At 70.4% G+C, this 18728-nt stretch carries 19 protein-coding genes; 10 read left to right on the top strand and 9 right to left on the bottom strand.

The genetic code is table 11. The features are described from left to right. On the top strand, positions 1 to 1856 hold a 1856-nt coding region (locus tag VP06_RS30760), incomplete at its 5' end, for a vWA domain-containing protein (RefSeq protein ID WP_048467626.1). 4 nt (positions 1857 to 1860) lie between these two features. On the opposite strand, the gene VP06_RS30755 is transcribed toward VP06_RS30760, so the two are convergent. The 4 genes from VP06_RS30755 to VP06_RS30740 are packed head-to-tail and all read right to left on the bottom strand — an operon-like array spanning position 1861 to position 4906. Continuing rightward, positions 1861 to 2631, bottom strand: a complete 771-nt coding sequence (locus VP06_RS30755) for an ABC transporter ATP-binding protein (protein WP_053082104.1) — start codon at positions 2629 to 2631, stop codon at positions 1861 to 1863. Next, the gene (locus tag VP06_RS30750; protein WP_048467622.1) at positions 2628 to 3665 is read right to left on the bottom strand and encodes a FecCD family ABC transporter permease; all 1038 of its coding nucleotides are present in this window, start codon (positions 3663 to 3665) and stop codon (positions 2628 to 2630) included. The genes VP06_RS30755 and VP06_RS30750 overlap by 4 nt, the downstream gene beginning before the upstream one ends. Beyond that, on the bottom strand, positions 3662 to 4687 hold the full coding sequence (locus tag VP06_RS30745; RefSeq protein WP_048467621.1) for an iron ABC transporter substrate-binding protein: 1026 nt from the start codon (positions 4685 to 4687) through the stop codon (positions 3662 to 3664). Before VP06_RS30745 ends, VP06_RS30750 begins: the two co-directional genes overlap by 4 nt. A gap of 9 nt (positions 4688 to 4696) precedes the next feature. After that, positions 4697 to 4906, bottom strand: a complete 210-nt coding sequence (locus VP06_RS30740; protein ID WP_048467620.1) for a TOBE domain-containing protein — start codon at positions 4904 to 4906, stop codon at positions 4697 to 4699. Between the two features lie 196 nt (positions 4907 to 5102). On the opposite strand from VP06_RS30740, the gene VP06_RS30735 reads away from it, so the two are divergent. From VP06_RS30735 to VP06_RS30725, 3 genes are all read left to right on the top strand, one after another. Further along, positions 5103 to 5612 (top strand): pyridoxamine 5'-phosphate oxidase family protein, encoded by a 510-nt coding sequence (locus VP06_RS30735; protein WP_048467619.1) that lies wholly within the window; start codon positions 5103 to 5105, stop codon positions 5610 to 5612. Between the two features lie 136 nt (positions 5613 to 5748). Then, a complete protein-coding gene (pncB, locus tag VP06_RS30730) occupies positions 5749 to 7041 on the top strand; it encodes a nicotinate phosphoribosyltransferase (RefSeq protein WP_048467618.1) in 1293 nt (430 codons plus the stop codon). A 214-nt stretch (positions 7042 to 7255) separates the two neighbouring features. Beyond that, positions 7256 to 8404, top strand: coding sequence for a GGDEF domain-containing protein (locus tag VP06_RS30725; protein ID WP_048467617.1), 1149 nt, complete (start codon positions 7256 to 7258; stop codon positions 8402 to 8404). Between the two features lie 112 nt (positions 8405 to 8516). Here VP06_RS30725 and hemC read toward each other — a convergent pair whose 3' ends face one another. Both hemC and VP06_RS30715 read right to left on the bottom strand, forming a co-directional pair. Then, on the bottom strand, positions 8517 to 9452 hold the full coding sequence (gene hemC, locus VP06_RS30720; RefSeq protein ID WP_048467616.1) for a hydroxymethylbilane synthase: 936 nt from the start codon (positions 9450 to 9452) through the stop codon (positions 8517 to 8519). A 125-nt stretch (positions 9453 to 9577) separates the two neighbouring features. Then, positions 9578 to 9877 (bottom strand): antibiotic biosynthesis monooxygenase family protein, encoded by a 300-nt coding sequence (locus VP06_RS30715; RefSeq protein WP_048467615.1) that lies wholly within the window; start codon positions 9875 to 9877, stop codon positions 9578 to 9580. A gap of 213 nt (positions 9878 to 10090) precedes the next feature. On the opposite strand from VP06_RS30715, the gene VP06_RS30710 reads away from it, so the two are divergent. Next, complete coding sequence (locus tag VP06_RS30710) at positions 10091 to 10570, top strand: RNA polymerase sigma factor sigma-70 region 4 domain-containing protein (protein WP_048467614.1); 480 nt, start codon at positions 10091 to 10093, stop codon at positions 10568 to 10570. A gap of 153 nt (positions 10571 to 10723) precedes the next feature. Then, positions 10724 to 11038, top strand: a complete 315-nt coding sequence (locus VP06_RS30705; RefSeq protein WP_425350970.1) for a carboxymuconolactone decarboxylase family protein — start codon at positions 10724 to 10726, stop codon at positions 11036 to 11038. Between the two features lie 63 nt (positions 11039 to 11101). Here the strand turns inward: VP06_RS30705 and VP06_RS30700 are convergent, their stop codons facing one another. Then, complete coding sequence (locus VP06_RS30700) at positions 11102 to 11566, bottom strand: Hsp20 family protein (RefSeq protein WP_048467613.1); 465 nt, start codon at positions 11564 to 11566, stop codon at positions 11102 to 11104. 213 nt (positions 11567 to 11779) lie between these two features. On the opposite strand from VP06_RS30700, the gene VP06_RS30695 reads away from it, so the two are divergent. Continuing rightward, entirely contained in the window at positions 11780 to 12811 is a 1032-nt protein-coding gene (locus tag VP06_RS30695; RefSeq protein ID WP_197093328.1) for an alpha/beta hydrolase, read from the top strand. A gap of 267 nt (positions 12812 to 13078) precedes the next feature. Continuing rightward, positions 13079 to 14677: an adenylate/guanylate cyclase domain-containing protein gene (locus tag VP06_RS30690; RefSeq protein ID WP_048467612.1), complete on the top strand. Its 1599-nt coding sequence runs from the start codon at positions 13079 to 13081 to the stop codon at positions 14675 to 14677. Positions 14678 to 14790: 113 nt separating this feature from the next. On the opposite strand, the gene VP06_RS36850 is transcribed toward VP06_RS30690, so the two are convergent. Then, a complete protein-coding gene (locus VP06_RS36850; RefSeq protein WP_156295859.1) occupies positions 14791 to 15312 on the bottom strand; it encodes a hypothetical protein in 522 nt (173 codons plus the stop codon). Positions 15313 to 15520: 208 nt separating this feature from the next. On the opposite strand from VP06_RS36850, the gene VP06_RS30680 reads away from it, so the two are divergent. Beyond that, positions 15521 to 16405: a hypothetical protein gene (locus VP06_RS30680; RefSeq protein WP_048467610.1), complete on the top strand. Its 885-nt coding sequence runs from the start codon at positions 15521 to 15523 to the stop codon at positions 16403 to 16405. A 129-nt stretch (positions 16406 to 16534) separates the two neighbouring features. Further along, positions 16535 to 17023, top strand: a complete 489-nt coding sequence (locus VP06_RS36845) for a hypothetical protein (protein WP_156295858.1) — start codon at positions 16535 to 16537, stop codon at positions 17021 to 17023. Between the two features lie 1186 nt (positions 17024 to 18209). Here VP06_RS36845 and VP06_RS37510 read toward each other — a convergent pair. Next, on the bottom strand, positions 18210 to 18728 hold a 519-nt coding region (locus VP06_RS37510; RefSeq protein ID WP_048467609.1), incomplete at its 5' end, for a hypothetical protein.

The raw sequence follows: 18728 nt of genomic DNA, 5'->3' as shown, positions 1-18728 counted from the left end.
CCGCCTGGACCATCCTGCGCGAACGCGCCGCGATGGCGCCGGAGGCCAAGAGCGCGCCGGAGGCCAAGAGCGCGCCGGAGGCCAAGAGCGCGCCGGAGGCCAAGACTCCGCCGGAGGCCAAGACTCCGCCGCAGGCCCAAGTCTCACCGGGTGAAAAGTCTGCGGAGGCGCAGGCCCGGCACGCTCTGCAAGCCGAAACGCGAGCGGCCGAAGCTGCGCGGCCCGCGCCCGCGCCGGCGCCGGCCGCGGCCGCCCGGGCGGAGGCCGTCCGGCGTACCACCGCCGAGGCCGAGGAGGCGTCGCGCCGCGGGCAGGACATCGCACGGATGCGGCTCCCACCCTCGCAAGCCCGGGCGCTGCCCGGTCACGCGATCGGGACCGTCGCGATGCCGCGGCCCGAACCCCTGCCGCTGCCCGAGCCCACCGGCCGCGACCGCTTCCCGGACGCGCCGCCGAGCGGCTTCCAGGCGGTGGCGCAGGCGCCGGTCTCGACCTTCTCGATCGACGTCGACACCGCCTCCTACGCCTTCGTGCGGGCCAGCCTGAACCGCAACGCCCTGCCGCCGCCGAAGGCCGTGCGCGTCGAGGAAATGATCAACTACTTTCCCTATGCCTACCCGGCGCCGACGAGCCCGGAGGAGCCGTTCCGGATCACCACCTCGGTCTTCCCGAGCCCCTGGGCCGAGGGACGCAAGCTGGTGCAGGTCGGCATCAAGGGCTACGCCGTGGCGCCGGAGAGCCGGCCGGCGGCGAATCTCGTCTTCCTCGTCGACACGTCCGGCTCGATGGCCGGGCCGAACCGGCTGCCCTTGGTCAAGCAGGCGCTGAGCCTGCTGCTGACGAAGCTCGATGCCCGCGACAAGGTGGCGATCGTGTCCTATGCGGGCGAGGCCGGCACGGTGCTGCCTCCCACCCCGGCGAGCGAGCGCCAGAAGATCCTGGCGGCGATCGAGGGATTGGCGGCGCGCGGCGGCACGGCCGGGGGCGAGGGCCTGCGCCAAGCCTATGCGCTGGCCGAGCAGGGCTTCGAGGCCAAGGCGGTCAACCGGGTGGTGCTCGCCACCGACGGCGACTTCAACCTCGGCATCACGAGCCGTGACGAGCTGAAGGGCTTCGTCGCCCGCAAGCGCGCCACCGGCATCTTCCTGTCGGTGCTCGGCTTCGGCATGGGCAACCACAACGACGCGCTGATGCAGGCGCTGGCGCAAGAGGGCAACGGCGCGGCGGCCTATATCGACACCCTCAACGAGGCCCGCAAGGTGCTGGTGGAGGAGGCGACCTCGACCCTGGTGCCGATCGCCAAGGACGTGAAGATCCAGGTCGAGTTCAACCCCGCGACGATCGCCGAGTACCGGCTGATCGGCTACGAGACCCGGGCGTTGCGCCGCGACGACTTCACCAACGACAAGGTCGATGCCGGCGAGGTCGGCTCGGGCCAGACCGTGACGGCGCTCTACGAGGTGGTGCCGGTGGGGGGCGCGCGGACGATGCCCGCCTTGCGCTACGGCGCCCCGCCCGCCGCGCCGGTCGCGGGGTCGAGCGACTACGCGCATGTGGCGATCCGCTACAAGCGGCCGGATGCGGAGACGAGCCGGCTGATCGAGGCGGCGATCGATCCGTCCCAGGAGGCGAAGACGCTCGCGGAGGCGCCGCAGGAGGCCCGCTTCGCCGCCGCCGTCGCGGCCTTCGGCGAGATCCTGCGGGGCGGCGCCTATACCGGGGCGTTCCGCTACCCGGATGTCGTGCGGCTCGCCACGGGCGCGCGGGGGGACGATCCGTTCGGCTACCGGGCGGAGTTCGTCGGCCTCGTCCGGGCCGCGGAGACCGCGGCGGCTCTGGCCCCGGCGCCGCGCTGAAGCCCTATCCGGGCAGGAAGGCCCGCGCGCCGGTCGCGCTGTCCCGCACCTCCTCGACCGGCGCGCCGTAGAGCCGGCTCAAGCGTGCGGCCTCCAGCACCTCCGCCACCGGCCCGGCGGCGAGGGCGGAGCCGCCGCGCAGGAGCAGCGCCCGGTCGGCGGAGCGGGCCGCCTGGTTGGGATCGTGGGTGGTGAAGAGCAGGCCGAGCCCATCGGCGCGCAGGCGCAGGACCTCGGCCATCACCCGGCCCTGGTTGCCGAAATCGAGGCTGGCGGTCGGCTCGTCGAGGACCACGATGCGCGGCTCCTGCGCCAGCGCCCGGGCGACCAGCACCAGTTGCCGCTCGCCGCCCGACAGCCGCGTCACCGGCCGCTCGGCGAGATGGGCGATGCCCATCCGGGCCAGCGCCGCCTCGGCGGCCGCGTGGTCGGCCCTCGACGGGGCGGAGAGCAGGCCGGTGCGGCTGGTCCGCCCCATCAGCACCACGGCCCGGGCGGTGAACGCGAAGGCGCTGGCGCCGGCCTGGGGCACGTAGGCCATTGCCTGCGCCCGCTCCCGGGCGGTGAGATCGCTGAGCGGCCGGCCCTCGACCCGAATGGTGCCGGCGAGCGCCGGCAGCAGGCCCAGCAGAGTCTTCAGCAACGTGGTCTTGCCGCCGCCATTCGGCCCGAGGAGCGCCAGGGCCTCGCCGGCGGCCAGCCGCAGCGAGAGGCCGCGGCCGATCTCCCGGCCGGGATAGCCGAAGGCGAGGTCGTGCGCGGCGAGCAGGGTCACGACCAGTCCCGCTCCGCCCGGGCGAGCAGCCAGAGAAACACCGGCGTGCCCACGAAGGCGGTGAGGATGCCGAGCGGCACCTCGACCGGGGCCACGGTGCGCGCCAGCGTGTCGATGGTGAGCAGCGTGCCGGCGCCGAGCAGGGCCGCGGTCGGGATCAGCCGGCCGAAGCCGGGGCCGACCAGGAACCGCGCGAGATGCGGCACCACCAGCCCGACCCAGCCGACGATGCCGGCCGCCGCCACGCTCGCCGCCGTGACCAGGGTGGCGGCGGCCACGACAGCGACCCGCAACGGGCCGGTGGCAAGGCCGAGGGAGCGGGCCTCCTCGTCCGGCAGGGACAGGACGTCGAGGCGCCAGCGCAGCAGCAGGAGGAGCCCGGTGCCGAGGACCACCGGACCTGCGAGCGGCAGCAGGTCGGATGGATGCGTCCCGGACAGGCTGCCGAGGAGCCAGAACGTCATCGCCGGGAGCTGGTTGTAAGGGTCCGCCAGATACTTGATGAGCCCGACCCCGGCGCCGAGGAGCGAGCCGATGACGACGCCCGCCAGGACCAGGACCAGGACCGGATCGCGCCCCGACAGGGCGGCGCCGAGCGCGTAGACGCAGGCGACCGCGAGCAGCCCGCCCGCGAAGGCCAGCCCCTCGATCGCCAGCACCCCGAGAGAGAGCCAGATGCCGATCACGGCGCCGAGCGCCGCCCCCGAGGAGGCGCCGAGGATGTCGGGCGAGACCAGAGGATTGCGGAACAGGCCCTGGAAGGCGGTGCCGGCGACCGAGAGCGCCGCGCCGATCAGGATCGCCGCGGCGATGCGGGGGCCGCGGATCTGCCACACCACCGCCTCGACGGCAGGCGCCACATCCGGCGCGTGGCCGCTGAGGCGGCCGAGGACCACCCTGGCGACGTCGAGGAGGGAGACTGGGTAGCGCCCGACCCCGAAGGCGAGGGCGGCGGCAAGCCCCAGGGCGAGGAGGGCGAGCCACGGCCCGCCGAGCCGGACCGCCCGGGCGCCCGCAAGGGCGATCCCGCTCACGGGGCTCCCGCCAGCACGCGATCGAGGCCCGCCGCGTCCGGCGTCACGTGGTAGAGGCGGCCGTAGAGGTCGCGGGCGATTCCCCGGATGTCCTCCGGGAAGAGGGCCGGGTAGAGGATCGTGCCGAGCCACCACAGGCCGAGGAGCCGGTTGACCGAGGGCGGAAAATCGACCCAGCCGAAGGGAAGCGACGGGCTGACATGGAGCCGCCCGGTGCGCAGGGCCGGCGTCGCCTGCCATAGCGGATCCTGCCGCGCCGCCGCGGCGAAGGCGGGATCGAGGGCGACGATCACCTCGGGCGCCCAGGCCACCACGTCCTCGGGCGAGACCTGCGCCAGCCCGCCCCCGGGCCCGGCGACGTTGACCGCGCCCATGAGCGCCAGCGCCTCGACGTTGATCGAGCCCTGGCGCGCGGTCTCGAGGCCGCGCGGGCCGCGGGCGAGGTAGACCCGGGGGCGATTCCCGTCCGGCACCGTCGCGACGCGCTCGCGCATCGTCGCCAGGATGCTCTGGCTCAGGGCCGCCAAGGGTTCGGCGTCGTGCCCGACCAGGCGCCCGAGGCTGTGGTAGGTGGCGGGCGTGGAGGCGAGGCGCCCGTCGAGGAGGGCGTAGGGGAGGCCGGTCTGCTCCTGCACCCGGTCGGCGAGGGAGCGGTAGGTCTCGGCGGTGGAGCCGACATCGAGGATCAGGTCGGGCTTGAGCGCCAGCACCGATTCGAGGTTGGCGGTGTTGCCCCGCCCGGTGAGCCGCCCGACCTCCGGCAGGTCGGCGGCCTGCGGCAGGAGATAGGGTCTTTCCGAAGGCCGGATCGCACGGGGCCAGCCGAGCAGCAGCCCGGGGGCGAGCGTGTAGAGCAGGATCGCCGCCGGGGGGCCGGCGGGAAACACCCGGGCGACGGGCCGGCGCAGACCCGCGAGGACCCGCCCGGCATCGTCACGCACCGGCTCCGCCGCCGACCGTGCGGCACCCGACAGCGCGAGGGCCGCCGATCCGAGGAGCAGGGAGCGCCGATCGGGCCGCATGCGACCGCCTCACTCCGTGGCGATCATCACGTCGCTGGACTTGATGATCGCCGTCACGGTCTTGCCGGGGGCAAGGCCCAATTCGTCGGCGGAGTCGTTGGTGATCGCCGCGGTGACGATCTGCCCGCCCGCCAGTTCGACCCGGACATGGGCGGTGGTGGCGCCCTTCGTCACCGCGACGACGGTGCCGTCGAGCTGGTTGCGCGCACTGATCTTCATCGCAAGAGACTCCGCGCCGCGCCGCCCGGGCGGCGCCACCGCAGCACAGATAGGGGCCTCCCGCGCGCCCGGCGAGCCGGCCGCCGGGATTTTGACGGCCGCGTCGTGCCGGGCCGGCCCCGAAACCAAACCGGGCATCGTCCGTTGTCGTGCACATCGGAGCGGGCCGGCCCGCTCGTCACGGGAGATCGACACGATGCATCAGGGCAGCCACCGCGACCATGAGGGCGCCAAGAAGCTCTTCGCGATGATCAAGGACGTCAAGGTCGCGATGATGACCACGGCCGATTCCGACGGACAGCTGCGCAGCCGCCCGATGTGGAACCAGGAAGCGGACGAAGCCGGCGATCTCTGGTTCTTCGTCAAGCAGGATGCGCCGGTGACGACCGAGATCGGCCGCGACAACCAGGTCAACCTGTCCTATTCCGACCCGTCGAGCCAGAACTATGTCTCGGTGTCGGGCAAGGCCGAGATCGTGCGCGACAAGGCGACGATCGACGCCAAGTGGAGCGAGAGCCTCAAGACGTGGTTCCCGGGCGGCAAGGACGACCCTTCGGTCGCGCTGATCCGGGTCCACCCCGAGAAGGGCGAGTACTGGGACAGCCCGAATTCCACGATGCTGCACCTCTACGGCTACGTGAAGGCCGCGGTGACCGGCGAGTCGCCGAAGACCGAGAAGAAGGCCGTCGATCTCGCCGCCCGCTGAGGATTGCGCATAACGCCGGGCCGGCGCTTGACTCGGCGGCTCGAACCGTGCCGGCTTCGCACCCGCCGTCGCCCCGCCCGAGGGGCGACGGTCCGGTCGCCCGCAGGAGGCGGCCCGAGGCAGGCAGGTACGGGCGATGCTCGATCTCGCGACCAGGGTCTACAACCACACCTGGAAGATCGACCCGATCATCCGCTCCGTGCTCGACACGGATTTCTACAAGCTCCTGATGGCGCAGACGATCTTCCGGCGCCACCGGGATGTCTCGGTGACCTTCGGGATCCAGAATCGCACCAGCCAGGTCCGCCTCGCCGATCTGATCGACCCGGGTGAATTGCGCGAGCAGCTCGACCATTGCCGGTCGCTGCGGCTGACCCGGGGCGAATCGACCTGGCTGCGCGGCAACACCTTCTATGGCCGGCGCCAGATGTTCTCGCCGGACTTCATGGACTGGCTCGAGAGTTTCCGCTTTCCCGATTATCTCCTGGAGAAGCAGGACGGGCAATACGTCCTCACCTTCCACGGCCCGTGGATCGAGACCACGATGTGGGAGGTGCCGGCGCTCGCCATCCTCAACGAGCTGCGCTCGCGCGGCGTGCTCAAGGGCATGGGCAAGTTCGAGCTTCAGGTGCTGTACGCCCGCGCGATGACGCGGATCTGGGACAAGATCGAGCGGCTCAAGACCCTGCCGGGCCTGTCGATCGCCGATTTCGGCACCCGCCGCCGCCACGGCTTCCTGTGGCAGGACTGGTGCGTCGAGGCGATGATCGAGGGGTTGGGCCCCAGCTTCCTCGGCACCTCGAACTGCCTGATCGCGCTGCGTCACGACATCGAGGCGGTGGGCACCAACGCGCACGAATTGCCGATGGTCTATTCGGCCCTGGCCGAGACCGAGGAGGACCTCGCCCGAGCGCCCTATCTGGTGCTTGCCGACTGGCAGCGCGATTATGCCGGCAACCTCCTGGTGATCCTGCCCGACACCTACGGCACCACCGGCTTCCTCGACCGCGGCCCGGCCTGGATGGCCGACTGGACCGGCATCCGCATCGATTCGAAGGACCCGATCGAGGGCGGCGAGGAGGCCATCGCCTGGTGGGCCCGGCATGGGCGCAACCCGCGGGAGAAGCTGGCGATCTTCTCCGACGGGCTCGACGTCGACGTGATCGAGCGGATCCACCGCCACTTCCACGGCCGCCTGCGCATCGGCTACGGCTGGGGCACGCTGCTCACCAACGATTTTCGCGGATTGGTGCCGGATGGACGCCTCGACCCGATCTCGATCGTCTGCAAGGTGATCTCGGCCAACGGCCACCCGACCGTGAAGCTCTCCGACAACCCGACCAAGGCCCTGGGGCCGGAGGACGAGGTCGAGCGCTACAAGCGGGTCTTTGGCGTCGGCGTGCAACGGGCGGTGCCGGTCCTGGTCTGATCGGAGGCTGCGCAGCCCAACGCTGCGTCGCGCGCTGAGCGGGAGAGGTCGGCCGGGCGATGGCCCGTGGCCCTCGCGGGCGGGACCGGGCCAGGGTGAGGACGGCCGGGGGCAGCCGCTCCGAGGGAAAACGGCCCGGATCCGGGGGCGTTGTCGGATTCGTCATAGGTCGCGTGCTTCCGTTGCGTCGCGAAACGAGTCGGACACGAAGCGGATGCCCGCAAGCGTTGAAACGGATGACGTCTACGTCGCGTTGGTCGCCGATCTCGCGAGCAACGGGCTGCCGATCGCCATCATGGGCATCACCCTGGGGGGGATCGGGCTGTTCGTCGCCCAGGCCCTCAGCCAGGCCGTTCTGTTCGCGGCGGTCGCGGTCGGCGTCGTGTCGTCCCTGTGCAAGCTCGGGCTCATCGTTCTCCAGATCCGGCGGCAGGAGCGCGGCCCGCTTGCGCCGCGCGAGGCCCGCCGCTGGGAACGGGGCCACATCCTGACGACGGGCGGGGTCGCCATCGTGGTTGGCGTGCTCGCCGGCACGGTCTTCGCGCAGCCCAGGGTGGAGTTGCAGATGCTCGCGACCGGGCTGCTGTTCGGCTATTGCTCCGGCGCCGTCACCAACCTCTCGGTCCGTCCCTGTCTGGCGGCCGGTGCGCTGTTGGTCTCCGCCGTGCCGGCGATCGTGTCGGCCGCCTGGTTCGGGGGCATGCCGCATGGCCTCCTGGCGACGATGTTCGCCCTCTTCCTCGTCGGGGCGCTCCAGAGCGTCGCCGCCACCTACCGGGTTGCCACCCGGCAGATCACGATGCGCCTCGACATGGCGGCCCTCGCCCGCAGCGATGCCCTGACCGGGCTCGCCAACCGCCTCGGCCTGCGCGAGGCGTTCGACCGGTTGGCCGGGACCGGGGAAGAGCGCGTGGCCGTCCACTGCTTCGACCTGGACCGCTTCAAGCCCGTGAACGACCGCTACGGCCACGCGGCCGGCGATGCCCTGCTCCAGGAACTCGGTGCGCGGCTGCGCCTGCTCCTCGGCCCGCCCGCCCTGGCGGCCCGGACGGGCGGGGACGAGTTCGTGGTGCTCCAGCCCGGCATCCGCAACGCCGAGGAGGCGGAGGCCCTCGCCCGCCGCATCGTCCACGCTCTCAGCGCGCCCTATCATCTCGGCGGCGAGACGGTCAGCGTCGGCCTCAGCCTCGGCTTCGCCTGCGCGCCGCTGCGGGCGGCAAATCTCGACGACCTGGTCCGGCGGGCCGATGCAGCCTCCTACGCGGTCAAAAGGCGAGGCGGTGGGGTCGCCGCCGGCGCCCTCGCGGTCGTGGCGCCGCGGATCGGTGCCGCGGACGCGGAGCCCGGATCGGTCGCCTGCTGACCCGCGGCGCTAAAGCGCTTCACGATCGCGTTGCCATCGCGAAGCTTCTCCAGCTCTCTGATTGTGCTGCATCTTCTGCGACGAACCGGTGCCCACTTCGTCGGAAAATGCTCTATTGCAGCTTCGCCCGGTAGGTCTCGCCGGCCTTCGCCTTCAGCTCCGCGCCTGCCTCGCGCCCGATCGCCAGGGCGTTGGCGGCGGAGCCGGTGCGGTGGGTCGACCAATGGGCGCTGCCGTCGGGCAGGAACAGGATCCCGTCGAGGGTGAGCCGATCGCCGTCGATCTGGGCGAGCGCCGCGATCGGGGTGCGGCAGGAGCCATCCAGCTCGGCGAGCAGGGCCCGCTCGGCACTCACCGCGATCGTCGTCGTGGGACAGACGACGGCCTGGAGACGCGCGATCACCTCGGTGTCGCCGGCCCGGCACTCGATGCCGAGCGCCCCCTGCGCCACCGCCGGCAGCATCTCGCTGACCGGCAGGATCTCCTGCGCGCGGTCGGCGAGGCCGAGCCGCTCCAGCCCCGCGATGGCAAGCAGCGTGGCGTCGCAGGCGCCCTCCTCCAGGCGCTTCATCCGGGTGTTGGCGTTGCCGCGCAAGGGGACGATCGTCAGGTCGGGCCGGCGCATCAGCACCTGGGCGCCGCGGCGCAAGGACGAGGTGCCGACCCGGCTGCCCGGTGCCAGCGTGGCGAGGCTCGTCGCCCGCGGCGACAGGAAGGCGTCGCGCGGGTCGTCGCGCTCCAGGATGCAGGCGATGACGAGGCCGTCCGGCAGCCAGGTCTCGACGTCCTTCATCGAGTGGACGGCGATGTCGACCTCGTCGGCGAGGAGCGCCTGCTCCAGCTCCTTGGTGAACAGGCCCTTGCCGCCGATCTCGGAGAGCGGCCGGTCGAGCACCTTGTCGGCCACCGTGGTGACGACGACGAGTTCCATCGCGCCGGGCTCGGCAAGGTCGGGATGGGCCGCCGCGATGCGGTCACGCACCATCCCGGTCTGGGCAAGCGCCATCGGGCTGCCGCGGGTGCCGATGCGCAGGGGACGTCGGGCCATGGGTCGGGCCATGTCGGGTGCCATGAGATCGAGGAGCCGTCCCTCCGCGAGTAGCGGGTCGGGCGCCCCGTGTCACGCTGCGGCTGCACGCGAAGCCGATACGGGACGTGGTTTGGCCCGCGGCTCTAAAAGCCCTGGACCGCCAGCACCGTGTGCTCGACCTGCGGCGGAGCGGCGAAATGCTCCGAGACCAGGGCCCGCCAGGCCGGGAAATCCGCCGATTCGCGAAAATCGACCGTGTGGTTCTCCAGGGTCTCCCACCGCACCATCAGCCGGTAGCGGGTCGGGACCTCGACCGAGCGCTGCAACTCCATGCCGCGGCAGCCCTTGGCGCGGCGAAACAGCTCCACCGCCTGGCCGACGCCGTCCTCGAAGGCGCTCTCGTGCCCGGCCTTCACCTCGATCTGCGCGATTTCCAGCACCATGCGACTCTCCTGTCCGGGGCGTCGAGCCGTGCGCGACGCCCCGGTCTTGTCCGACGCATCGGGAGCGGCGGCAAGAGCGGTGGATGGCCTCCGGCGGGCAGTTGCCAACCCGGAACAGGACGCGCACAAACCGTGGATGATCTGTGCACGGTGGCAACCACCCCCGCCCGGCGCCGTTTTCCTGCCGGAACGTGACAGCGGAGTTCGGTCTTCATGGCGACGCTGAAGGAATTCGAGGAAGCCCTGCGCGAGAACGGCATGCAGATGGCGCTGGCGATTCTCGAGCGCCTGCGCGAGCGCGACCGCGCCAACCGGGTGGTCAAGCCCGGCCGCCGCATCGTCGGCAAGAAGATGACCCCGGAACTGGCCCGTCAGATCCTCGAGCTGCACGGCTCGACGGAGATGACCCAGCAGGAGATCGCCTTCAAGCTCGGCGTCAACCAGGGCCGGGTGAACGAGGTGATCAAGCGCGGCAAGTGGCTCTCGGGCGACCAGGCTGCCCCCGAGGCCGTGGCCCGCGACAAGGGCAAGGCGCGCATCCAGGGCGCCGAGGTGAAGCGGCCACGCAAGGCTGCTGCCAAGACGGGCGCCACGGGCGGTGCCAAGAGCCCCAAGAGCGGCGCGGCCAAGGACAAGGCCGGCAAGTCGCCGAAGAGCCCGGCGACGGCCCAGCTCGCCTTCGGCGATCTCTGACCCGTGCCTCGGTGCGGGCGGGGCGGGCCTTGGGGGCGCTCTTGCTCGCTCTTGGGTGTCGGTCCGTGATCCTCTAATTGTCGCGGGGCCGAGCCGCCGCGGGCAACCGCGCGGCCGGTCACACGACACGGGCCAACCCGGGAGGATCACGCCATGTCCCACGCGATGTACGATGCCGCCAACCTGCACAAGCTGTCCGCCCTGAAGAGCCTCACGCCCGAGGCGATGGGAGCCTTCGAGGCCCTCGACAAGGCGGCGCTCGCGGACGGGGCGATCCCGCGCAAGTACAAGGAATTGATGGCGCTTGCCGTCGCCCTCACCACGCAATGCCCCTATTGCCTCGAGGTGCATCGCGAGGCGGCCAAGAAGGCCGGCGCGACCGAGCAGGAACTGGCCGAGACCGTCTTCGTGGCGGTGGCCCTCCGGGCGGGCGCAGCGCTCACCCACGGCACGCACCTCCTGCCCTGACGCGAAGAAGCGCCCCGGCCTCGCGGCCGGGGCGCTCCCGTGACGGACAGACAGGGCTGACGCTTACGCGGCCTTCTGGACGCTGCCCTCGATCGATTGCGGGCGCGAGCCCGTGGCGATCTGGATCTGGCGCGGCTTCTTGGCCTCCGGGATCTCACGGACGAGATCGATGTGGAGCAAGCCGTTCTCCAGCACCGCGCCCGTCACCTGGACATGGTCGGCAAGCTGGAAGCGCCGCTCGAAGCCGCGGGCCGCGATGCCCTGGTGCAGGAACTCGGCCTGCTTGGCCTCGCCCTTGCGCTCGCCCTTCACGGTGAGCGCGTTCTCGCGGGTCTCGATCGACAGATCCTGATCGGTGAAGCCGGCCACCGCGAGGGTGATGCGGTAAGCGTTCTCGGCCGTGCGCTCGATGTTATAGGGCGGGTAGGTCGGCGCCGCATCCGAGGTCACGAACTGGTCGAGAGCGGAAAACAGGCGGTCGAAACCGACGGTCGAACGGTACAGGGGAGCGAGATCGAACTGACGCATGACATATTCTCCGTCTGAAGCAATATGTAGTCTTGTGGGTCCGCCGTTGGGGCCGGTCCCGGTCTTGCGCGCCGCCGTATCGGCCGGCGCCCCTCGGATATTGGGGTGGGCCCTAGACTGATCAAGGCCGTGTCCTACGGGGTTGCGCGATTTTTTTCAGGCCGCGCGGCGAGGAGACCGGACAGGCCGGAGCCGCGCTCCACTTGTTAGGGGATGCCGTGCCAGGATGCGGCGGATGCCAGCCTCGGAGGCCCTCTCGTGACCGTGCCGCTGCTCGCCACGCCCGACAACCCGATCCCGCCCGGGGCGGTGCCCCTGACGGTCCGGACCGCCGACGGCCTGTCCTTGCGGGCCGCGACCTGGGCACCGACCGCCCGGACCGTCCAGGGCACGGTCTGCCTGGTGCAGGGCCGGGCCGAGTTCATCGAGAAGTACTTCGAGACCGTGACCGAGCTGCGTGACCGCGGCTTCCACGTCGTCGTCTTCGACTGGCGCGGGCAGGGCGGTTCCGACCGCACCGTCGAGGACCCTTACAAGGGCCATGTCGACGATTTCTCGGAGTACAGGCTCGACCTCGCGGCGGTGGAGACCCAGGTGATGGAGGGGCGGATGCCGCGCCCCTTCTTCGGCCTCGCCCATTCGATGGGCGGCGCGATCTGCCTGACCGCCGCCCGGGAGGGCTGGCTGCCGTTCGACCGCCTCGTCGTCCTCGCGCCGATGGTGGCGATCTGCATGATCCGCCGGCCGAAGGCGGCGATGCGCCTCGCGGCTGTCCTGCGCCTCCTGGGATTCGGTCGCCGCTACGTCCCGGGGGGCTCGGCGGTGTCGATCGCCACCAAGCCGTTCCCGAACAACCGGCTCACCACCGATCCGGTCCGCTACGCCCGCAACGCCGCCGCGGCGTTCGCCGTCGGGGCCGGCGCCATCGGCGACCCCACCATCGGCTGGCTCGCCGCGGCCTTCCGGGCGATGCGCCGGTTCGAGGATCCACGCTATCCGCTCGGCATCCGCGTGCCGGTCCTGGTGGTGGCCGCCGGGGCCGATCCGGTGTGCAGCACCCCGGCGGTGGAGCGCTTCGCCGCCCGGCTCACGGCGGGCCACACCATCACGCTGCGCGGCGCCCGCCACGAGATCCTGATGGAGCAGGACGCGATTCGCGAGCAGTTCTGGGCGGCGTTCGACGCCTTCGTGCCCGGGACGGCGTTGCCGGTCTCCACGGCGTCGAGGCCCGCGCAGGTCGCCTGACGCATAGCCCGGACGATGCGGTCCGGCATTCCCGTCCCCATCCGGCGCGGCTGAAGCCCGAGCGCCGGGGATCTCCGCGAGCGTTCGCCAGCGTGCGGGCACGCGCCGTCTCGCGACATCCTCCGAGAATCCGCTCCCATGAAACCGCTCCCATGAAACCGCTCCCATGAAACCGTCGAGACCGCTGCGGACCTGGATAGATTGAGGCTGCCGCATCGTGGATAATGCGACGTCGGGGGACGCGCGTCGTCCACGCGGGACAGCGAGATGACGGCACAGAGACAGAAGGGCCTCGATGGGCCGGGACGGGTGCTGCCGTTCCTCTTCGTCGCCGTGTGTCTCGGCCTCGTCGGTCTTCCGGTGGCGGTGTGGCTCGATCTGCGCGGTCTGTCCGAGCAGATCCTGCGCCTCCAGGCGACCGAGACCGGCCGGCTCATCAACGACATGATGACCTTCTACGCCGAGGAGGTCGTCAACCACGTCGTCAAGGCCGAGGTCCCGGTCACCGTCACGCACGACTTCCAGGACGTGCCGGGCGCGATCCCGCTGCCCGCCACCCTGTCCCTGGAGATCGGGCGGCGCGTCAGTGCCCGCGAGGGCTCGATCAGCTACCGCTTCGTCTCCGACTATCCGTTCAAGAACCGCGAGCCGCACCCCCTCGACGCCTTCGAGCGCGAAGCCCTGGCGGAATTGCGGGCGCGCCCGGTGGACGCTCCCCGCGACCCCGTGGTGAGCATGTCCGGATCGATCCTCGACCGGAAGGTCCGGATCGCCAGCCCGATCGTCATGGCGCCGGCCTGCGTCCAATGCCACAACAGCCACCCGCTGAGCCCGAAGACGGACTGGGCCGTGGGCGACGTGCGGGGCATCCAGGAGATCACGATCCACCAGCCCATCCGCGGCAACATCCTCGCCTTCAAGTGGCTGTTCAGCTACCTGGTCGTGGCTGCCGTCACCGGGTTCGGGGTGATCCTGATCCAGGGCAGGCAGGCCAACCTGATCCGGACGATGAACCGCGACCTGTCCACCGCCAATCAGTTCCTCGCCTCGGTCTCGTCGAAGATCGCCAAATACCTGCCGCCGCAAATCTTCCGTCGCATCTTCAGCGGCGAGGCCGACGTCGTCGTGCGCACCGAGCGCAAGAAGCTGACCATCTTCTTCTCCGACATCAAGGATTTCACGGCGTCGACGGAGCGGCTCCAGCCCGAGGAGCTGACGGCCCTCCTGAACGAGTACTTCACCGAGATGGCCGCCATCGCCGAGCGTCACGGAGGCACGATCGACAAGTTCATCGGCGACGCGATGCTGGTGTTCTTCGGCGATCCGGAATCGCGCGGGGTCGCGGGCGATGCGCGCGCCTGCCTCGCCATGGCGCTGGAGATGCAGCGCCGGCTCACCCAGCTCAACGTCGAGTGGCGCCGCCGCGGCATCGCGACCGCGTTCCAGGCTCGGATGGGCATCAGCACGGGCTATTGCAACGTCGGCAATTTCGGCAGCGACGACCGGATGGACTACACCATCATCGGCGCCGCCGTGAACCTGGCCGCCCGGCTCCAGCAGATCGCCGAGCCCGGCGGCATCATGCTGAGCTTCGAGACCTATGCGCAGGTCAGCGGGGTCGTGCGGGCCGTGGAACTCCCGCCGATCCAGATCAAGGGGATCGTCGGCGAGATCGTGTGCTACCGGGTCGAGGGCCCGGCCTGCGAGGAGGGTGGTGAGGCCGTCATCTCGGAGCACCTGCCCGGCCTCGATCTCCACGTCGATATCCGTGCGCTCGATCCGGCCGCCGCCGATCGCGCGCGGGCGCGCTTGGCGGAGGCGCTCACCTTGCTCGATGCGCGCCCCGCCGCGGCCCCCTCGGCCTGAACGAGGCCGGCTCCCGCTGCGTGCGCAGGGGAGCCGGTCTTTCTCTCTCGGGCAATGCGGATGCGTGCGTCCCGGTGGCCCGGGACCGATCGGCGTTGGCGCGGATCAGCGGATCAGCGGAACAGCCGGCTGTTGGCGTTGGCCGGTGTCTTCGTCACGCCCGGCGGTACCGTTACGAAGGAGCCCTTGGCCGCCGCTGCCTGGGTCGGCGAGGTGAAGGTCTGCACGGGCGCCTTCGCCGGGGCCGGGGGCGGGGTGGGGGCGTTGCGGAGGCCCTGACGGTTGACCGTCGGAATCTGCCTCGGACCGATCACGATCTGGGCGACCTGCGTCACCGCTGCGCCGCCCGCGGGGCGGAGCGGACCATGATCGACATGGCCAATGGCCGGGGCCGGGCTCGCCATCAGGGTGACGAGAAGCGCGGGAACAGCATACGTCATGGCAACCAGTCCTTGATCTGGAGTTTTCCAGTGTCCGTCCTCGACGAACGATGTCATGCCAGGCAGCGAACCGTCGCGTTGTGCTCCTCCACACAGGTCTTCGACGGACGGCCCTTGCAAATCGAGACAGCGGACGCAGCCCATGTCACGTCCATGAACCATCGCCCATCGGGCGGGATCGGCGATCCGTTCCATGCATGTCGCCGTCCGCGTCCCCGCCGGAAGCACCCGGCCCTTGTGAGACCATGAGCGACCGAGAAGCGGACAGACGCATGACGGCCCGTTGCGGTCCGCCGACATCGGGTGTTGTGCGGACATTAGGTCATGACCACGTGGTTGCTGTACACGGAGAAAAATGCGTATTCCTGTTCCGATCGGTGGTTGATGAAACGGGCCTGTCGCCTTGCACGTCACGGAGCCCGCCTACGCGACACCGGATCGCATCCTGGAGGATCCCGGCTTCCCGGCCGCTCGCGACGTCTACATCGATGCCGTGCTGGCACTCTACGAGGCGAAGCCGGCGATGCTCGAACTCATGCTCGATGGTGGGCGGATCCTGGTCTACGGCATCGTCATGGCCCTCTGGGGCGGGTACCGGGACGACGAGGCGGCGACCTGGCCCACGATCAGCCGGCTCAAGCGGACCGTCGGCTTGTTTGGTGTCGCCAGCCCGCGCCAGATCGACCTCATCGTCGCCCGCTTTGCGCAGGCCGGCCATCTCCGGATCGCTCCGGCGCCGAACGACCGGCGGTGCCGCATCGTCCTGCCAACGCCGGCGCTGATCGAGCACGATCGAGCCTTCATCCGGTCGCATTACGCGCTTCTCGCCGTTCTGTTCGGGTGCGAGCGTTACGCCCTCCCGTTGGCCGGAGACCTGGCCTTCCTGAAAGCCATGCGCGGGGCCTGGCTGGAGACGCTCGGCGCCATGGCGCGGGAGATCGTCATTCCCAATCCACGGATCCTGCGCTTCTACGCGGCCTCGTCCGGCATGCTCATGCTCATGCGGCTCGTCCGGTTGCAGCACCAAGACCCGGATGGATGGGTCGCGGTCGATTTCACGGATGTCGGCCGACGCTTCGGCGTGTCGCGCACGCATGTCCGCACGCTGTTCAAAGCGGCCGCCGCCGAGGGCGATATCGAGATCGACGCTCAGGGCCGTCTGCGCGCGCTTCCCGCCCTTGTCGCGGCGCTCGACCGCAACATCGCGGGGCGCATCTCACTCCTCGACCGATCGCACGCCGCCGCGATGGCGGCGCTGTCTGCGTCAGGCGCCATGCTGGTGATATAAGCAGATTTCGCCGAAGTGGTCACCGGTTCGGCGGCAAAAATCTGCGATAAAACAAGAAACTAAGCGGGCGAAGCGTTGGCTTGCCAACGCAAGTCTGCTTAGAGCAACGCCCGATCACGTTGCTGTCGGGTGCTGCGCTTGGCCTTTGATTGTGCCGTATCGCTATGGGGAACCGCTGTTCGCTTCTTCACAGTGCGACAAGACAGAAATTCGGCTCCAGCGATTGGTGATGCCGGTCTCGCCTGGTCGTCAAGCCCAAGGTTCCGGACCTCTGGGTTTGGCATCGACGGGTCGGGAGGGAACAACATTTCCGTCGATCTTGGGTTTGCCCGGGATCGAAGCGATGCATCGGCGTCCTGGATGGGGGTTATCATCGGTGCGGCGGATCGGATTGTGGATGATTCGACGCAGCTGCGTGACCCGAATGCGGTGAATGCGGCAGAGAATCGGAAGCAGCGAGGAAAACAGGAAAAGCCTGTTACGGTTCAAAAAAATTTAAGATCGCCTTTTGGTTTTTTCAATTGGCGGTGCCGCAAGTATAAAGGTTATATGCCGTTATATAAGCGCCATTCAAATGAAGGTGCGGTTCCGCACAGCTATCAGGCCGATTATGGATAGCTTGAGGACGTGCGGGGCAATCGCATTCCTCTGGGCGTGGAGAGCATCGTGAGGTCCGTCGTTCTTGCAAAGCTTGCCGCGTCTTGGGTCGTCTGGCCTGTCGCCAGTCAAGCGGCGGGACGCGAGGGACCCAGCCGCAGCCACTCCACCTCATATCGACGGCCGGAGATGCTGACGCATCCGGCCGTTGACCCCATCTCGAATTTTCGATACCAGACCAGAGATTTGGCAACAATTCGAGAACGGAACCAAAGGTCGTTTTCAACGACCGTTGGTATCATGCAGCAACAGTCGCTATAACGATAAAAGCAAAGGCGGATCGAACGGGTCCGAGGCTGGACCCAATAAATCCGACAATGGCAGCGGTGGCGGATACAATCGCAGCACCAGGTCATCCGGCGCGGGCTACAACCACGCGAGCAACTCGCGCGGCGTCTCGGGCCGTTGACCGGCCGATCGACAGGCGGCCAATCCGGACAGGGCGTCGATGATGATCAAAACCGTCATGACCGCCCTGCTCCTGGGAGGGCTGATCGTTTGCGCATCGGCGCAGGAGGATGATGCGGCCCCCCCGGCGCGACGTCCGTGCCCGGACAGATCCTCGCGTGAACGGACAAGCGGGATCGCGGTCCCCCCTGCGCCGTGTCGGGCGAGGGTCGACTGGCCCGACCTGCCGCGGATCGATCTGGGGCCGAATGCCCGCCGGTCGGGACCGGGCCCCGAAGTGCCCGGCAGCCCCGCCCCTGGCGCCAGCCCTCCGGCGCCCGCCCGTCCCGTCGCCGGGCCCGAGGTCCCGGGTGCCGACGAGCCCGGTCCAGCCTCCCGGCCGAACCGGCCGTCGCCCCGATGGCCCGTCCGCCCAGCGGGATGGCCCCGGTCGACGTGGCCGCCGCACGATCCCAACCGGTTCGCGAGGCCGCCCCTGCGACCGCCCGCATCTCCCTCACGCCCGCCCCGGATCGTGCCGATCCCCCAGGTCCAGCCGGCCATTGCGGCGGACAAGGCGCGAGGCGCGACCCATCACCCGCCGCGGCCGCTCCCTAGGACCCCGACGACCACCGGTCGGTGATGGCGCATTGATCCGGTCCTCGAATGGTCGCCACGCCGCCGGCTCGGCACCGACACGACGGGATCGCCGCCAGGGTGGCGCGGTCGGATTGTCCTGAGGGGACGCTCCGGCCGTGGCTCAGCGATAGCCGAGGATCCGGCCGATCTCGACATCGGCGTCCGTGATCGGGTTGTTGGGCGAGCGGAACAGGCGGTCGCTCGTCACCGTCGCGCTCGGCAGGACGCGGGGCGGTGCCAGGAAGGAGAGGCGCGGCTGGGTGAAGACGATGCCGCGGTCCCGTCCCGCGAGGGCGAGGGCCGGGTTGACGCAGCGTCCCCCGGGCCCGCGCCCTTCCGGGCAGCGCTGCGCGTCTGGCGCCGCCGGCGGGACGGTGCTGACGGCCGGCGCCAGGGCCTTGTCCGGGGGGGCGCGGCCCAGCCCGCCCCCCCGGACAAGGCCCTGGCGCCGGCCGTCAGCACCGTCCCGCCGGCGGCGCCAGACGCGCAGCGCTGCCCGGAAGGGCGCGGGCCCGGGGGACGCTGCGTCAACCCGGCCCTCGCCCTCGCGGGACGGGACCGCGGCATCGTCTTCACCCAGCCGCGCCTCTCCTTCCTGGCCACGCCCCGCGTCCTGCCGAGCGCGACGGTGACGAGCGAC

It is taken from the genome of Methylobacterium aquaticum (assembly GCF_001043915.1).
GTDB lineage: Bacteria > Pseudomonadota > Alphaproteobacteria > Rhizobiales > Beijerinckiaceae > Methylobacterium > Methylobacterium aquaticum.
Note: the sequence above shows the minus strand (reverse complement) of the source record. Positions and strands in the feature narration are given on the sequence as shown.

What these genes read in the sequence shown, in the direction of transcription:
- VP06_RS30745 (WP_048467621.1), bottom strand. Translation starts at nt 4,687, where the DNA reads ATGCGGCCCGATCGGCGCTCCCTGCTCCTCGGATCGGCGGCCCTCGCG.
- VP06_RS30740 (WP_048467620.1), bottom strand. Translation starts at nt 4,906, where the DNA reads ATGAAGATCAGTGCGCGCAACCAGCTCGACGGCACCGTCGTCGCGGTG.
- VP06_RS30735 (WP_048467619.1), top strand. Translation starts at nt 5,103, where the DNA reads ATGCATCAGGGCAGCCACCGCGACCATGAGGGCGCCAAGAAGCTCTTC.
- pncB (WP_048467618.1), top strand. Translation starts at nt 5,749, where the DNA reads ATGCTCGATCTCGCGACCAGGGTCTACAACCACACCTGGAAGATCGAC.
- VP06_RS30725 (WP_048467617.1), top strand. Translation starts at nt 7,256, where the DNA reads ATGCCCGCAAGCGTTGAAACGGATGACGTCTACGTCGCGTTGGTCGCC.
- hemC (WP_048467616.1), bottom strand. Translation starts at nt 9,452, where the DNA reads ATGGCCCGACGTCCCCTGCGCATCGGCACCCGCGGCAGCCCGATGGCG.
- VP06_RS30715 (WP_048467615.1), bottom strand. Translation starts at nt 9,877, where the DNA reads ATGGTGCTGGAAATCGCGCAGATCGAGGTGAAGGCCGGGCACGAGAGC.
- VP06_RS30710 (WP_048467614.1), top strand. Translation starts at nt 10,091, where the DNA reads ATGGCGACGCTGAAGGAATTCGAGGAAGCCCTGCGCGAGAACGGCATG.
- VP06_RS30705 (WP_425350970.1), top strand. Translation starts at nt 10,724, where the DNA reads ATGTCCCACGCGATGTACGATGCCGCCAACCTGCACAAGCTGTCCGCC.
- VP06_RS30700 (WP_048467613.1), bottom strand. Translation starts at nt 11,566, where the DNA reads ATGCGTCAGTTCGATCTCGCTCCCCTGTACCGTTCGACCGTCGGTTTC.
- VP06_RS30695 (WP_197093328.1), top strand. Translation starts at nt 11,780, where the DNA reads ATGCCGTGCCAGGATGCGGCGGATGCCAGCCTCGGAGGCCCTCTCGTG.
- VP06_RS30690 (WP_048467612.1), top strand. Translation starts at nt 13,079, where the DNA reads ATGACGGCACAGAGACAGAAGGGCCTCGATGGGCCGGGACGGGTGCTG.
- VP06_RS36850 (WP_156295859.1), bottom strand. Translation starts at nt 15,312, where the DNA reads ATGGAACGGATCGCCGATCCCGCCCGATGGGCGATGGTTCATGGACGT.